Genomic DNA, 13,282 nt, shown 5'->3' with positions numbered 1-13,282 from the left:
CTCAATAGCGCTCGAAGCCGCGCTGCAATTCCCAGTCGGTGATACGCCGGTCGTATTCCTTCTGCTCCCATTCGGCGGTGTGCACATAGTGGTCGACCACTTCATCGCCGAACGCTTCGCGCAACATCGTCGAGCCCTTGAGCGCGGCGCAGGCTTCGCGCAAGGTCTTCGACACTTCGGGCAAGTGTTCGTCGACGTAGGCATCGCCTTCAAAGGGCGGCGCGAGATTGAGCTTCTCGTCGATACCGGCCAGGCCCGCCGCGATCAATGCGGCGAAGGCCAGGTAAGGGTTGAGGTCGGCGCCACCGATGCGGCATTCAATGCGGATGGACTTGCTGCTTTCTGCGCACAGGCGAAAGCCTGCGGTGCGATTGTCGCGGCTCCAGACTGCCCGCGTCGGCGCAAAGGTGCCGGCCTGGAAGCGCTTATAGGAGTTGATGTACGGCGCGAGAAAACAGGTGATGTCGTTGGCATATTTGAGCTGCCCGGCGACCCAGGCGCGCATCAGTTTCGACATGCCGAACTCAGCCTTGGCGTCGAAGAACAGCGGCTTCTTGCCGTTCTTGTCCCACAGTGAATTGTGGATATGGCTGCTGGAACCGGCGGCGTCATAACGCCACTTGGCCATGAAGGTGATCGCCTTGCCTTGCAGTTGCGCGATTTCCTTGCAGGCGTGCTTGATGATGACGTGGTGATCGGCCATCGTCAGCGCATCGGCATAGCGAATGTTGATTTCTTCCTGCCCCGGCCCCCATTCACCCTTGGAGTTTTCCACGGGGATGCCGCTGGCTTGCAGGTGCTTGCGAATCGCCCGCAGCACCGGCTCTTCGCGGGTGGTCTGGAGGATGTTGTAATCCTCGATGTAGTGGCCGGCGGTCTTGGGCTTGTGGTAGTTGCGTTTGTGGATGGCCTCGTAGCTTTCGTCGAACAGGTAGAACTCCAGTTCCGAGGCGAACATGCCGGTATAGCCGCGCTCACGCAGGCGCTCGATCTGCTTTTTCAGGATGGCCCGCGGGCTGTGGGGCAAGTCCTTTCGATGGTAATGATCGAGCACATCACACAAGACCAATGCCGTGCATTCGAGCCAGGGCACTCGGCGCAACGTGGCCATGTCGGGCTTGAGCACGAAGTCGCCGTAGCCTTTGCTCCAACTGGCGGCGGCGTAGCCCGGCACGGGCTCCATGTCGATGTCGTCGGCCAGCAGGTAATTGCAGCAGTGGGTTTCTTCATGTCCGCTGTCGATGAAAAACTCGACCTGGAATCGCTTGCCGACCAGTCGGCCTTGCATGTCGACCATGCACACCAGAACGGTATCGATTTCGCCGGCGGCAGCAGCGCGCTTGAGTTGCTCGAAAGTGAGGAAGGGCTCGGTCATCACGTAATCCTGCGTGAATAGGTTGGGCCTGTCTGAGATAGCTGTTGCAGACGCTCTCCAGAACAAACCAAAACCTGCAGACGCGAGCATCGTGAGCAATAAGCTGCTCTTAGCTTAGCCTACCTCCGCTGAATGCAAGTTTTGCGCGGTGGTCATTCGCGGCCCCGGCTAACCCATCGCACCGCGGAGTTGGCGGTAAGCATCCACCAGTTGATCCTGCGTGAACGCGCGATTTCGCCCACTCGGATTGGGCAGGACCCAGACCGACGCGTTGCCAAAAGTTTGGGATTGTCGCCCCCAGTTGATTTGCCGCTGGCCGGATAGCGCGCAATAAGCGGCTTTGCCGAGAAACGCCACACAGCGCGGTGCGTAGCGTTCGATCTTGCGTTCGAAATCCGCCGCTGCTGCGGTGAATTCATGCGCAGACAACTGATCCGCCCGAGCGGTCGGCCGCTCAACCACGGCCGTCAGCCCACACTGATACTGCAAGATCGTCCGATCGTTTTCCGGGCGCACTTCCTCAGGTGTAAAACCGGCGAGGTGCAGCGTGCGCCAGAAGCGATTGCCCCTGCCGGCAAAGTGATGCCCTTGAGCGGCGGCGGTCAGGCCCGGATTGATCCCACAAAAAATCACCGCCAGCTGCTCGGCCAGAATGTCTTCAAGTCCTTCACTCACGATCAACCTCACACACCGCAGATCACACTGACCGCGTTGCGCGCCAGTTCCGTCAGTTCTTCGCGGGATTTACCTGCCCGCGCGCGGATCGAGATGCTGTGCAGCAGGGAGGAGGCGAGGACGGCGAGGGCGGCGGCGTCGACATCGCTTTTCAGTTCGCCGGACTCGATGGCCGTTCGCAGGCGCACTTCAAGATCGGTGTCGAGCCTGCTGAGCCGGTCTGAAAGTACCTCACGAATTTCCGGGTCCTCGACGGCTTCGGTGGTTGCCGTGCCGATCGCAAAGCAGCCGCGCGGTTGGCCATCACCCGAGAAATAGATCGACAGCTGCCCTTCGTAGAAACGCATCAACGCATCGCGAAGGGGCAGCTGGGTGTCGGTCAGCGCCTCGTGCATCGCTGCTGCGGCAAATTCCCAGTATTGCTCAAGCGCTTTGATGTACAGCGCGTGTTTATCACCGAATGCCGCGTAAAGGCTCGGGCGATTCATCCCGGCTGCGGTGGCAATGCTATCCAGCGAGGCGCCTGAATAACCGGTGCTCCAGAATACACCAAGCGCTTGCTGCAGGGCGGTTTGCGGGTCGTAGGCGCGAGGGCGGCCACGGCCTTTTCCCTCGCTAATCTTTTTTTGTGCCATGTCGTACAAAATCCTTGGTGGAAGGTGGGTGTGGGGATATTCTTACATCATCGCACAAAATTAAGGAACCAGAAATTCCTTGGTTTACGGTTTGTTGAAGCGGAGCTCGAACTGAGTGTTGCGGCGACGAAACAGGTGCGGCGGAGCGATCCTCCAGTCCGTGCTCGGGCTTGATTCCTCACAGCAACTATTGATGTCCGGCCCGGCACAGTGTTGGCCGGCCTGATTTCCCGGTTAAAGGTGTATTCGATCATGACTAAACAGTTCGACATCCCGGCGTCACAGAGCTTCGAGCACCCAGGCGTGAACCCTGGCCAGGCGCCCATCAAGAAACCGTTCAAACAGAAACTGCGACCGTGGCTGATGGTCGGCTTGCCGGTGATCTTCGCCGCGCTGGGATACGCCCGCTATCATGCCGGCGCCGCTTTCATTTCGACGGATAACGCCTACGCCCGAGTGGCGAAAGCGTCGATCAACGCGCGCATTTCCGGGCAAGTGGTGGAAATCGCGGTCGAGGACAATCAGCGGGTACACAAAGGCCAGGTGTTGTTCCGGATCGATCCGAAACCGCTGCAGATCGCCGTTGACCGCGCCGAAGCGCAGCTGAATGTGGCGCGCCTGCGCATCGATGGGCTCAAGGCCAGCTACCGCCAGCAGCAGGCTGAGCTGCAATCGGCCAAAGAGTCGGCCGATTTCGATCAGCGCGAATTTGCCCGCAAGAAGGCGCTGGTCGCGACCGAGTTCGTCTCCCGCGCCATTTACGAACGTGCCGACACCGACCTTAAAGTAGCCCGGCAACGGATCGCGTCTGTCGAACAACAGATCGCCAGCACCGTGGTTGCCCTGAACGGCAATCCGACGATTGAAGTCGACACCCATCCGACGGTTCGCGAAGCCAAGGCGCAACTCGACGAGGCGCAGCTCTACCTTTCGTACGCGACGGTGTATGCGCCTGACGACGGCACTGTCGCCAAGGTCGACGACTTGCAGGTGGGCAACTACGTCAACAGCGGCGCGCCAGCCTTTGCGTTGTTGTCCGATCACGAGATCTGGGTCGAGGCCAACTTTCGCGAAACGGACGTCACCCATATGCGCCCCGGCCAGGAAGCGACCGTCAGTATCGACACCTATCCCGATCACGTTTTCAAGGCCCACGTGACCAGCATGAGCCCGGGGGCCGGCTCCGACTTCGCCCTGCTGCCACCGGAAAATGCCACCGGCAACTGGGTCAAGGTGGTCCAGCGTGTTCCGGTACGGCTCGAACTCGATGAAACCGATCCCGCCTTGCCGCTGTTCTCGGGCACCAGCGCCACGGTCAAGGTCGATACCGGCTTTCGCACACCTTGGTGGCATCCGCTCAAGGCATTGTTGACCGCGGGTAACTTCTGATGAACGCCAACCATGCCGGACCTCAAGGTGCGGGAGCGTTAAGGTTCGCCGCGCTGCTTGCGACGTATATGCAGTCGGCGAGCCTGCCACTTCCCAACGCTGTACTCAGGTTGATTCAGGGCAGCCTGTCGATGACCGACGACCAGGCGGGGTGGATCTTCACCTCGTACCTGGCGGCCAGCGCCATCACCCTGCCGATTGCGCAATGGCTCGCCGGACGCTTTGGTCTCAAGCGTGTTTATCAAACCGCGCTGGCCTTTTTCGTCCTGGGGTTGCTGCTTGCCACCCAGGCCTCAACGCCGCTGGAGTTCATTGGCGCGCGGATTATCCAGGGCCTGGCGAGTGGGGTGCTGGCGCCGCTGTCGATGGCGATTGCCATGGAGACGTTGGCGCTGGAAAAACGCGCGAAATTTGGCGCGACCTGGACCGCCATCGTGCTGTTCGGCATCGTCAGCGGCCCGAGTATCGGTGGCTGGATTGGCGAGCATTTCGGATGGCGCCCGATCTTCTACATCAGCGTTCCGTTGTCGGCGTTTATCGGCCTGGTGATCGCGCTGTTGCAGGTCGAGAAAAAGGCCGAGAAGCGTCCGTCGTTCGACTTCTTCGGCTTCGGCAGCTTCACGCTGGGCTTGATCTGCCTGCAAATGCTGCTCGATCGTGGCGAACGTCTGGACTGGTTCGCCTCGACCGAAATCTGGCTGGAGGCCATCGGCTGCGCCCTGGGGCTCTACCTGTTCGCGGTGCATGTGTTGACCACGAAGGTGCATTTCCTCAACAAGCGCTTGTTCCAGGACCGTAACTTCGTGTTGTCGACGACGATCTTCTTCGCCGTGGGTTTTGTACTGTTGTCGACCATGGCCCTGACGTCGCCGATGCTCGACGAGATTCTCGGTTACCCGCCGGATACCACCGGGTCCCTGACGATCCCGCGTGGCATTGGACTGGTCGGCGCGTTTCTGCTGATGGGGCGTGTGCCAGAGCGCTTTGACCGGCGGTTTTTCGTGGCGGTGGGTGTGGCGCTGGTGGTTTACGCCAACTGGCTGATGCTCGGTTACTCGCCGCTGATGGACTGGTCGCCTGTGGCTGTGGCGGGTGCGATCCAGGGCGTCGGCATCGGCATGTTGATGCCGTCGCTGACGAAAGTCGCGTTCAGCACGCTCGACCCTGCGTTACGCCCGGAAGGCACCGGCATTTTCAATCTGTTCCGGGTCTACGGCAGCACGCTGGGCGTGGCGATTGTGCAGCTGTTTTTCTTCAACAACACGCAAGCGATGCACTTGGCGCTGGCCAGCAACCTGACGCCGTATCGCCCGGCGCCGACATCCCTGCAAGCACTGGCGGGGCTCAACGAAATGATCACAGGGCAAGCGGCGTTCATCGCGGTGATCGATCAATTCAAGATTTTGATGGTGGCGATGCTGGTGGTGAGTCCACTGGTTGTCTTTCTTCGCAAGCCGGTTTCGGCCCAATAGTTTTCGTGGAGTATGCCCAATGAAATCCTCTGCACGCTTCATCAACAGACAGACCTTCAGAACCACGTTCGGCGCGATGGCGGCCCTTGCATTCCTGACCGCCTGCACCGTCGGCCCTGACTATCAAATGCAACCGCCGAGCCAGTCGCAGCACTACGACCAACAGGCCGAGCAGCGCCTTGGTCCGCGCGGCAACACGCCGGGTGAACAGCACATTGCCCTTGGCCAGAAGGTCAGTGGCAACTGGTGGACGGCTTTCCAGTCGCCGAAGCTCGACAAGGTTGTGCGCCGCGCCATCGAAGGCAATCTTGAGCTGGTGGCCGCGGACGCAACCATCCGCCAAGCGTCGTCTTCGGTAGCCGCGGCGCAAGGTGCGCTGTATCCGCAAGTCGATTTTGGCGGCCAGGCGGGTCGCCAACGGGTGCATAACGCGAAGGAGCCAACCACCACCAATTTCTATGCGATCGGCCCACGGGTTGGCTTCGACCTCGATGTATTCGGCGGTAACAAACGCCTGGTCGAACAGCAAGAAGCGTTTACCGATCTGCAGAAGCATCGCTACGAAGCGGCCTATTTGACCTTGACGGGCAACGTCGCGAGTCAGGCGTTGCTGGTCGCGTCCGCCAACGCACAGATGGCGGCAGTCGAGAAGTTGCTGGCCAATGACACGAAAAACCTCGAGCTGGTACGCAGGGCACACGCCAGCGGCGCCACCACGCAGATCGACGTTTCGCTGGCCGAAACTCGGCTTGCCCAGGACCGCACGCTGTTGCCGCCGCTCGCCCAGCAGCGCGATGCCGCTCGCCACGCGTTGTCGATTCTCACCGGCAAAGGCCCTGGCGACTGGATCGCGCCGGACTTCGATTTTGCCGAGTTCGTGTTGCCGGCAAACGTGCCCGTCAACGTTCCTTCGGAAATGGCCCACGGCCGGCCGGACGTATTGCAAGCGGAGGCCGAGTTGCACATGGCCAGCGCGGCAGTAGGCGTTGCAACCGCTAATCTCTATCCACATGTCACGCTGTCGGCGTCGCTGGTACAGGCCGCTTCAGGCAATGGTGGGGCGGCGCTCTGGGGTTTCGCGGCCGGGATCGCGGGTCCGCTGTTCGATGGCGGAACGCTCAAGGCAGAACGTCAGGCGGCCGTCGACGGGTACAAGGCGACGCTTGCCGGCTACCAGCAAACGGTCATTCAGTCGTTCGGCCAGGTCGCTGACTCGTTGCAGGCCATCAACCACGACGCGGAGGAAAACCTGGCGCAGGCAGACGCGTTACGCGCGGCCGAAAGCAGTTTTCAGTTGAACCAGCAAGCGTACGCGCAGGGCGAGAACAGCGTTCTCCAGGTGTTGGAAGCGGAGCGTGCTTATGAGCAGGCATTGCTGGGTCAAATCAAGGTGAAAACCGCGCAATACCTCGACACGGTGCAGCTCTACGTAGCGCTCGGCGGTAATTCGGTCGGTGCGTTCGAGCAGCGCGTTGCCAGTCGTGATGAACCGAAACCTGCGTATCAATAGCGCCGGATTTTTTGGCAGCACATGATCCAGGGGCGGCCTGACAACAGGTTCGCCCCGTTTCTCTATTTTCCCGAGGTGAAAACGATGGACGTTTTCCAGACCATGCGCTTTTTCGTTGCGGTGGCCCAAAGTGGCAGTTTTACCGCCGCAGCTGAAGTGTTGGACACCACCACGACGAACGTTTCCAAAGCAATCTCCAGCCTGGAAGCGAGGCTGCAAACACGGTTGATCAACCGCACCACCCGGCGCCTGGCATTGACCGAAGCAGGCCTGCGTTATTTGCAACGCTGCGAGAGGATTCTGGAAGAGATACGTGACGCGGAACAGGAAGCGGGCACGGCGCATACGCTGCCGGTGGGGCGGCTGAAAATCCATGCGATGTCGGCGGTGGGCAATCACTACGTGATCGATGCGATTGCCAAATACAGAGAGACGCACCCCTCGGTGATGTTTGACCTGACGCTGACCAACCGGCTGCCGGATCTGCTGGAAGAGGGCTATGACATGTCGATTGTGTTGGCTCGGGACCTGCCCGACTCAGGGTTTGTCGCGCAGCGGCTTGGCATTACGTACAGCATTCTCTGCGCGTCGCCGACTTACTTGAGGAAACGCGGATACCCTGACACACCGCAGGCGCTGGCCGCCCATGACTGTTTGAAAATCGTCAACACGGTGATGCCGGTTGAAAGCTGGGTACTGGAAGGGCCCGAAGGCGTGGAGACGGTCAACGTGTCGTCATCACCGTTTCACATCAATACCGCCGACGGCATGACCGTGGCGATTGCCAATGGCATGGGCATCGGCATTCAGCCTATTGCTTCTGCGGTCGATGGCTTGAGAGCGGGCACGTTGATGCGTGTGTTGCCCGAACACCATCTGGAAGAGCTGAATTTGTATGCGATCTACCCGTCACGAAAGTTCGTGGATGCAAAAATAAAGACCTGGGTGGAGTTTCTTAAACATTCCATCCCGGACGTGTTGGCCAGCGACGAAAAAATCGTCGGTTCGGCGAAAAAAAATCAACTTCACTGACAGCGCAGGCATGGAGTGTCGACCCTCCATCATCCTGACTGTATTCAACCATTTGAACATCCGGTGCCCATCACTTGGTACTGAAGGGTGTGACGCTGTCCCTGAGAGTCTTCATACGTCATTTGCGCTGGAACCGGCCCGCATTCGTTGGGAATGTCTGAGATCACGATGATTTTCTTGATGTCCAGCGTCGTGCCATACACGTAACTTTCAACCGCTGTTTTGTCGGCTTCGGCCGTTGAGTGGCCGCTGTCTGCAAAAGCCTGTGCGCCTAAACCGCCCAGCGCCAGGAACAGCGCAATTTTCAAAGCTTTCATGTCATTCACCTTCTCGTCTTGGGTTGATCCAGTGGGCCGCTTGAGAGTGACTCTTTTGGCTCTCTGGTTAGACGCAATGCTAGGTGTTTGGCCATCCCTCAAACAGCCGCCTCCCGGACAAACACTGTTGCCGGATTTCGTATAAATAGGGGTATCGACACACGTGACAAAGGTGAATGTCCGGGTCACCGCCTTGTCTTGAACCATCTCCTATACTGATTCGCGTTAACGGGTTTAACCCAACCTTAATACCGTCTAAGCAGCATTTCGCGTTCTGACGGCTTCCCTGCGAACTCACTGTAAGGAGAACGATCATGACCATCCGTATTGGCGACGAAGCCCCGGACTTTACCGCCGAGAGCACCGAAGGCACGCTGCATTTCCATGAGTGGATCGGCGATAAGTGGGCGATCCTGTTCTCGCATCCCAAGGACTTCACCCCGGTGTGCACCACTGAGCTCGGTTACATGGCAGGGCTCAAGCCGGAGTTCGATAAACGCAACACCAAGATCGTCGGGCTCAGTGTCGACCCGGTCAGTAATCATGCGAGCTGGGCCAAGGACATCGAAGAGACCCAGGGGCATGCGGTCAACTACCCCATGATCGGCGACGATAACCTGGTGGTGGCCAAGCTCTACGACATGATCCATCCCAATGCCAGTGGCGGCGCGCGCACGGCCGTGGACAACGCCACGGTGCGTTCGGTGTTCATCATCGGGCCGGATAAAAAGGTCAAGGCAATGCTGGTCTACCCGATGAGTGCCGGGCGCAACTTCGATGAGGTACTGCGCTTGCTCGATGCGCTGCAATTGAACGCCAAGCACACCGTTGCCACCCCGGTGAACTGGCGTCCGGGCGAGGACGTGATCATTCCGACGTCAGTGTCCGACGAGGACGCGAAGAAGAAATACCCGGATGGCTTCAAAACCGTGAAACCGTATTTGCGCACCGTGGCGCAACCGAAATAACCCACTCGTTTGGAGACCCGCATGGCTGTTCAAATCGTTCGCGCCGAAGCGATTCATGTCGACAAGATTGCCGGCCTCTTCGATGCGTATCGAGGTTTTTACGGCCAGCCCTCCAACCTGGCGCAGTCCCGGGATTTCATTGCCGAACGCCTTGCCCTGAACGAATCGGCGATCTTTTTCGCCGAGGACGCCACCGGCAAGGCGCTGGGCTTTGTCCAGTTGTATCCGACGTTTTCCTCCATCGACGCCTATCGCACCTGGCTGCTAAGCGACCTGTTCACCGCTCCCGAAGCCCGGGGGCGGGGAGTGGGGCGATCACTGATGAACGCTGCGCGAGCCTTCGCGGTGTCGACCGGCGCCAAGGGCATGGTGCTGGAAACGGCCACGTACAACCTGCCGGCGCAACGGTTGTATGAGTCGTTGGGTTATGTGCGTGATAGCGGTTATTACACCTACTGCCTGGATTTGAAAAAGGGCTGAGCAAATCCTGGTCGGTGGCCCATCAACGCGGCGGCAACTTCCAGGCTTCACGCAATTGCTCGTATTGCGCCTCGGGCATTTGCACCAGCAACGGCGATTCACCCGGGTCCAGCCAGTCGAACAACCGCGAAATATCCGCCGGGTCCATCGCTGTGCAGCCCAGCGTCGGGGAGGTGGGCCCGCGCCAGATATGGAGAAAGATGCACGACCCCGAGGCCGGGGACGCTGGCGTGTTGTGCTCGATGAAAATGCCCTGGCGATAGCCGGACTCACTGCGCATGTGTTCGGAGCTGTTCCAGTCCTTTGCCGTCGCCGCGCCGTCGACCAGTGCGTTGTAATGCCTGGAGGCGCTGTCATCCACGCATTCGGTGGTGGGCGTCAGTGCGAGGTAAGGCAGTTTTGTCGCGGCCGTCGTGTCATAGCCGAAGGCCGTTCCGAGCCTGAATATCCCGGCCGGTGCCTTGCCGTCGCCTTCGCGTTTGACCGGTCCTGCGACAGGCTCGACGTTACCCGGACCCTTGCCCCAGGCCAGGCCGTTTTTGCCGACCACCACTGCAAACCCGTCACCGACTTTTCGAAAGGAGTTCCCGTCCCGTTCATAACGCTGGGCGCTGCCCTGGATGTCGTCCCAGTTCTTGGTGGTGACCACGATCAATTGATGACTGCTGTCGAGCACATCACGGGACGTCAGCGGTGTGATGGGGAAATCCATCACGGTTTTGGGCGCGCCCTCTGCGCTGTAAGTGAAGTGCCACCATTCTTTGGAGTATCCGGCAAAGCCCTCTTTTTCCATGGCGCTGCCGAGCCGTTGGCGGTTTTCTTTGGCGAGCGCATTGATCGTCGGGTTGGCGGTATGCGCGCGCTCATCGAAACAATCGAACCCGGTGCCCATATCGAGTGCGCCGTCGTGCCAGCGCTGGCCGTAGGGCGCGGTGCAATCGACTTGCGCGGCCGAGGGCGTCCAGGTGTCGGCAGGCAGCGCGTTCGGGCCGGTCAGTGTCAGGTCCACGGTCGAACCTCTGGAGTGATTCGACACCCGCGCCACATAGCCCAGGTGCCAGAAATCCTGCTTGTCCACGCGCGGGTAGAACTCGGCCTTGCGCGGATCACCGGGTTCAGTGGCGAAGCGAGCCATATCGGCCACGGCACGGCTGGGCCGATAGCAGTCGAACACCTTCAAGCCGTAACCTTGTTTTTGCAGGGCGGTTTGTACCCGGGACAGGGCTTTGGCGGTGTCCAGCGAAAGCATGCATTCCGGCGCGGCATAGCCGTCAAGCGGGTGCCCGGTGAAGTTGTGAGCGCCTGCGTAGCGAATGTCCTGCTCGATACTCGGATCAATCGCACGCAGATACACCATGTTGTCCGGCCTTGGCTCGGCGCCGGCCATGGCGGGCATGACGATACTCAGCAACAGGAGAGGGCGTGCGAACAGGCGGCGCAGTTGAGCCGCCATCGGCAGTGAAGCGGGCATGGAAACGTTCAGGTTTAAGCGCATGAAATGATCGTCGAGTCCGCAGGAGGCTTCGAATGATCTTAAACCATGCCACCCGCTTCTGGCCGATTCATGTCTGGCCGGTTTGGCGATTTTTTGAGGCACGTCATGGTTACCGCCGGTTGCGCTCGCCAGACGCCTCGGGCAATGGATGGCGAATCGAACGCCATCACTTTTTCGAGGATTTGCCGCTGGCGGGCATGTGCAGGTAAGCCATCACGCTTTCAGTCAGCTCGGTCGCCAGCTTGACGGCTTCTTTGTTGCGCGCCATCACACCGGCCACCAAGCCTTCGATCAAGGCGAGCACCGCGATGTTGGAACTGGTCAACACCGGATGGTCGGCGGGGGCAAACAGCGTGTGTTCGGCAATGCTGGTGAGCGGCGAGGCGGGTGAATCGGTGATGGCCAGTACCGAGGCACCACGTTCGTTGGCGAAACGGGCGAGTTGCAGGGTGTCGAGGGAGTAGCGCGGCAGGGAAATCGCCAGCAACACATCCTGATCGGTGATCGCGGCCAGGCGGTACGCGGCGTTTTCGTTGCCGCCCTCCATGCTGATGGCGGTGGCGTCCGCACAGAAGGGCATCAGGGTCGAGGCGGCGAGACCGGCGAAGTACACACTGTTGCCAAAGCCCAGGATGTAGATTTTGCGGGCGGTGGTCAGCCGGGTGACGAACGCTTCAAAGGTGTCTTCGTGGTTATTGGTCGCCGCGGTGGCAAGGTTGCTGCTGGCGCTCTGGATTTGCTCATGCAGGCCAAACGCACCGTCGGGGCGATGGGCCAGTTCATTGCGCAGCTTGTCGACCGGCGACACCATCTGCTGCAAGGTCGCGACCAGCTCGGCCTTCATGCCGGTGTAGCCGCCCAGGTTCAGCGCCTTGGCCAGCCGGTTGACCGCGGCAGGCGAGGTGGATGTTTCGTGCGCCATCTCCTCGATCGTCAGCGTCGCGGCCTTGAGCGGGTGACGCAGGATAAAGTCCGCCACCTTGCGCAGGGACGGCTGCAAATCGGCAACGATTTCCGCCAGTTTGCGCATCACCGGCGCGGCATAGACCGTGGTGTTTTTCGAGGGGGTCGGCATATCCGGCTCAACATTTCCTGAGGGCATAAGGTTGGCTGGAGTGTATCCGAAGCCAACCGTCGGTGAGCGGGGCGGCCGGATTATTTCAAGCTGCCGGCCAGGAATTGCTGGAGGCGCTCGGACTGTGGGTTGGCCAGCACCTCACGCGGGTTGCCGCGCTCTTCGACCTGGCCCTGGTGCAGAAACACCAGTTGATTGGAGACTTCCCGGGCAAAGCCCATCTCATGGGTCACGACCACCATGGTGCGGCCTTCGAGGGCGAGGTCCTGCATGACTTTGAGGACTTCGCCGACCAGTTCGGGATCGAGGGCCGAGGTCGGTTCGTCGAACAGCATCACTTCCGGTTCCATGGCCAACGCACGGGCAATCGCCACTCGCTGCTGCTCGCCGCCCGACATATGCGCCGGCCAAGCGTCCATGCGATGGGCGACGCCGACTTTGTTCAGGTAGTGTTCAGCCTTTTCGCGCGCCTCTTTTTTGGACATTCCCAGCACGTGCACCGGGGCTTCCATGACATTTTCAAGGGCGCTCATGTGCGACCACAGGTTGAAGTGTTGAAACACCATCGACAGGCGCGAACGCATGCGTTGCAACTGCCTGGGTTCGGCAGCCTTGAGACCGCCGAGCTTGTTGGGCATCAACTTGAGCGGTTCGCCATTGAGCACGATAGTGCCCGCGTTCGGTTGTTCCAGCAGGTTGATGCAGCGCAGGAAGGTGCTTTTGCCGGAGCCGCTGGAGCCGATAAGGCTGATCACGTCACCGGCTTTCGCCTCCAGGGACACACCTTTGAGCACTTGGTGGGTGCCGTAGCTTTTATGCAGGTTCTGGATTTCAAGTTTGTACATGCTGGTCACTCTCT

General features: G+C 60.0%; 13 protein-coding genes. 6 read left to right on the top strand and 7 right to left on the bottom strand.

The window, feature by feature from the left end:
- Nucleotide 1: 1 nt before the first annotated feature.
- From HNR03_RS24430 to HNR03_RS24420, 3 genes are all read right to left on the bottom strand, one after another.
- Nucleotides 2–1,375, bottom strand: coding sequence for a glutamine synthetase family protein (locus HNR03_RS24430; protein ID WP_259156300.1), 1,374 nt, complete (start codon nt 1,373–1,375; stop codon nt 2–4).
- 168 nt (nt 1,376–1,543) lie between these two features.
- A complete protein-coding gene (mug, locus tag HNR03_RS24425) occupies nt 1,544–2,050 on the bottom strand; it encodes a G/U mismatch-specific DNA glycosylase (RefSeq protein ID WP_259156299.1) in 507 nt (168 codons plus the stop codon).
- 8 nt (nt 2,051–2,058) lie between these two features.
- Nucleotides 2,059–2,685: a TetR/AcrR family transcriptional regulator gene (locus HNR03_RS24420; protein WP_259156298.1), complete on the bottom strand. Its 627-nt coding sequence runs from the start codon at nt 2,683–2,685 to the stop codon at nt 2,059–2,061.
- A 252-nt stretch (nt 2,686–2,937) separates the two neighbouring features.
- On the opposite strand from HNR03_RS24420, the gene HNR03_RS24415 reads away from it, so the two are divergent.
- The 4 genes from HNR03_RS24415 to HNR03_RS24400 all read left to right on the top strand — a co-directional run bounded on the left by HNR03_RS24415 (nt 2,938) and on the right by HNR03_RS24400 (nt 8,088).
- Nucleotides 2,938–4,074, top strand: a complete 1,137-nt coding sequence (locus tag HNR03_RS24415; RefSeq protein WP_259156296.1) for an HlyD family secretion protein — start codon at nt 2,938–2,940, stop codon at nt 4,072–4,074.
- Nucleotides 4,074–5,546, top strand: a complete 1,473-nt coding sequence (locus HNR03_RS24410; protein ID WP_259156294.1) for a DHA2 family efflux MFS transporter permease subunit — start codon at nt 4,074–4,076, stop codon at nt 5,544–5,546. The genes HNR03_RS24415 and HNR03_RS24410 overlap by 1 nt, the downstream gene beginning before the upstream one ends.
- Before the next feature lie 19 nt (nt 5,547–5,565).
- Complete coding sequence (locus tag HNR03_RS24405) at nt 5,566–7,056, top strand: efflux transporter outer membrane subunit (protein ID WP_259156293.1); 1,491 nt, start codon at nt 5,566–5,568, stop codon at nt 7,054–7,056.
- Between the two features lie 84 nt (nt 7,057–7,140).
- Nucleotides 7,141–8,088, top strand: a complete 948-nt coding sequence (locus HNR03_RS24400; RefSeq protein ID WP_259156291.1) for a LysR family transcriptional regulator — start codon at nt 7,141–7,143, stop codon at nt 8,086–8,088.
- 44 nt (nt 8,089–8,132) lie between these two features.
- Here HNR03_RS24400 and HNR03_RS24395 read toward each other — a convergent pair whose 3' ends face one another.
- The gene (locus HNR03_RS24395) at nt 8,133–8,405 is read right to left on the bottom strand and encodes a DUF2790 domain-containing protein (protein WP_259156290.1); all 273 of its coding nucleotides are present in this window, start codon (nt 8,403–8,405) and stop codon (nt 8,133–8,135) included.
- Between the two features lie 314 nt (nt 8,406–8,719).
- Here HNR03_RS24395 and HNR03_RS24390 point away from each other — a divergent pair, with 314 nt between their 5' ends.
- Nucleotides 8,720–9,373, top strand: a complete 654-nt coding sequence (locus tag HNR03_RS24390; protein ID WP_222587555.1) for a peroxiredoxin — start codon at nt 8,720–8,722, stop codon at nt 9,371–9,373.
- A 21-nt stretch (nt 9,374–9,394) separates the two neighbouring features.
- The gene (locus tag HNR03_RS24385; protein WP_259156289.1) at nt 9,395–9,853 is read left to right on the top strand and encodes an N-acetyltransferase; all 459 of its coding nucleotides are present in this window, start codon (nt 9,395–9,397) and stop codon (nt 9,851–9,853) included.
- Nucleotides 9,854–9,875: 22 nt separating this feature from the next.
- Here the strand turns inward: HNR03_RS24385 and HNR03_RS24380 are convergent, their stop codons facing one another.
- From HNR03_RS24380 to HNR03_RS24370, 3 genes are all read right to left on the bottom strand, one after another.
- Nucleotides 9,876–11,324 carry a M15 family metallopeptidase gene (locus tag HNR03_RS24380; protein WP_259156596.1) on the bottom strand — a complete coding sequence of 483 codons (1,449 nt, stop codon included), beginning with the start codon at nt 11,322–11,324 and terminating at the stop codon, nt 9,876–9,878.
- Between the two features lie 190 nt (nt 11,325–11,514).
- Nucleotides 11,515–12,423, bottom strand: coding sequence for a MurR/RpiR family transcriptional regulator (locus HNR03_RS24375; protein WP_259156288.1), 909 nt, complete (start codon nt 12,421–12,423; stop codon nt 11,515–11,517).
- Nucleotides 12,424–12,503: 80 nt separating this feature from the next.
- Complete coding sequence (locus HNR03_RS24370; protein ID WP_259156287.1) at nt 12,504–13,268, bottom strand: ABC transporter ATP-binding protein; 765 nt, start codon at nt 13,266–13,268, stop codon at nt 12,504–12,506.
- Nucleotides 13,269–13,282: the final 14 nt, after the last annotated feature.

This window comes from Pseudomonas sp. JAI111 (genome assembly GCF_024809425.1).
In the GTDB taxonomy this organism is placed as follows: Bacteria; Pseudomonadota; Gammaproteobacteria; order Pseudomonadales; family Pseudomonadaceae; genus Aquipseudomonas.
The sequence above is the reverse complement of the archived record's forward strand: the minus strand, read 5'-3'. Positions and strand labels throughout refer to the sequence as shown.

Coding starts and splice junctions, on each gene's coding strand:
- HNR03_RS24430 (WP_259156300.1), bottom strand. CDS start 1,375: ATGACCGAGCCCTTCCTCACTTTCGAGCAACTCAAGCGCGCTGCTGCC.
- HNR03_RS24420 (WP_259156298.1), bottom strand. CDS start 2,685: ATGGCACAAAAAAAGATTAGCGAGGGAAAAGGCCGTGGCCGCCCTCGC.
- HNR03_RS24415 (WP_259156296.1), top strand. CDS start 2,938: ATGACTAAACAGTTCGACATCCCGGCGTCACAGAGCTTCGAGCACCCA.
- HNR03_RS24410 (WP_259156294.1), top strand. CDS start 4,074: ATGAACGCCAACCATGCCGGACCTCAAGGTGCGGGAGCGTTAAGGTTC.
- HNR03_RS24405 (WP_259156293.1), top strand. CDS start 5,566: ATGAAATCCTCTGCACGCTTCATCAACAGACAGACCTTCAGAACCACG.
- HNR03_RS24400 (WP_259156291.1), top strand. CDS start 7,141: ATGGACGTTTTCCAGACCATGCGCTTTTTCGTTGCGGTGGCCCAAAGT.
- HNR03_RS24395 (WP_259156290.1), bottom strand. CDS start 8,405: ATGAAAGCTTTGAAAATTGCGCTGTTCCTGGCGCTGGGCGGTTTAGGC.
- HNR03_RS24390 (WP_222587555.1), top strand. CDS start 8,720: ATGACCATCCGTATTGGCGACGAAGCCCCGGACTTTACCGCCGAGAGC.
- HNR03_RS24385 (WP_259156289.1), top strand. CDS start 9,395: ATGGCTGTTCAAATCGTTCGCGCCGAAGCGATTCATGTCGACAAGATT.
- HNR03_RS24380 (WP_259156596.1), bottom strand. CDS start 11,324: ATGCCCGCTTCACTGCCGATGGCGGCTCAACTGCGCCGCCTGTTCGCA.
- HNR03_RS24375 (WP_259156288.1), bottom strand. CDS start 12,423: ATGCCGACCCCCTCGAAAAACACCACGGTCTATGCCGCGCCGGTGATG.
- HNR03_RS24370 (WP_259156287.1), bottom strand. CDS start 13,268: ATGTACAAACTTGAAATCCAGAACCTGCATAAAAGCTACGGCACCCAC.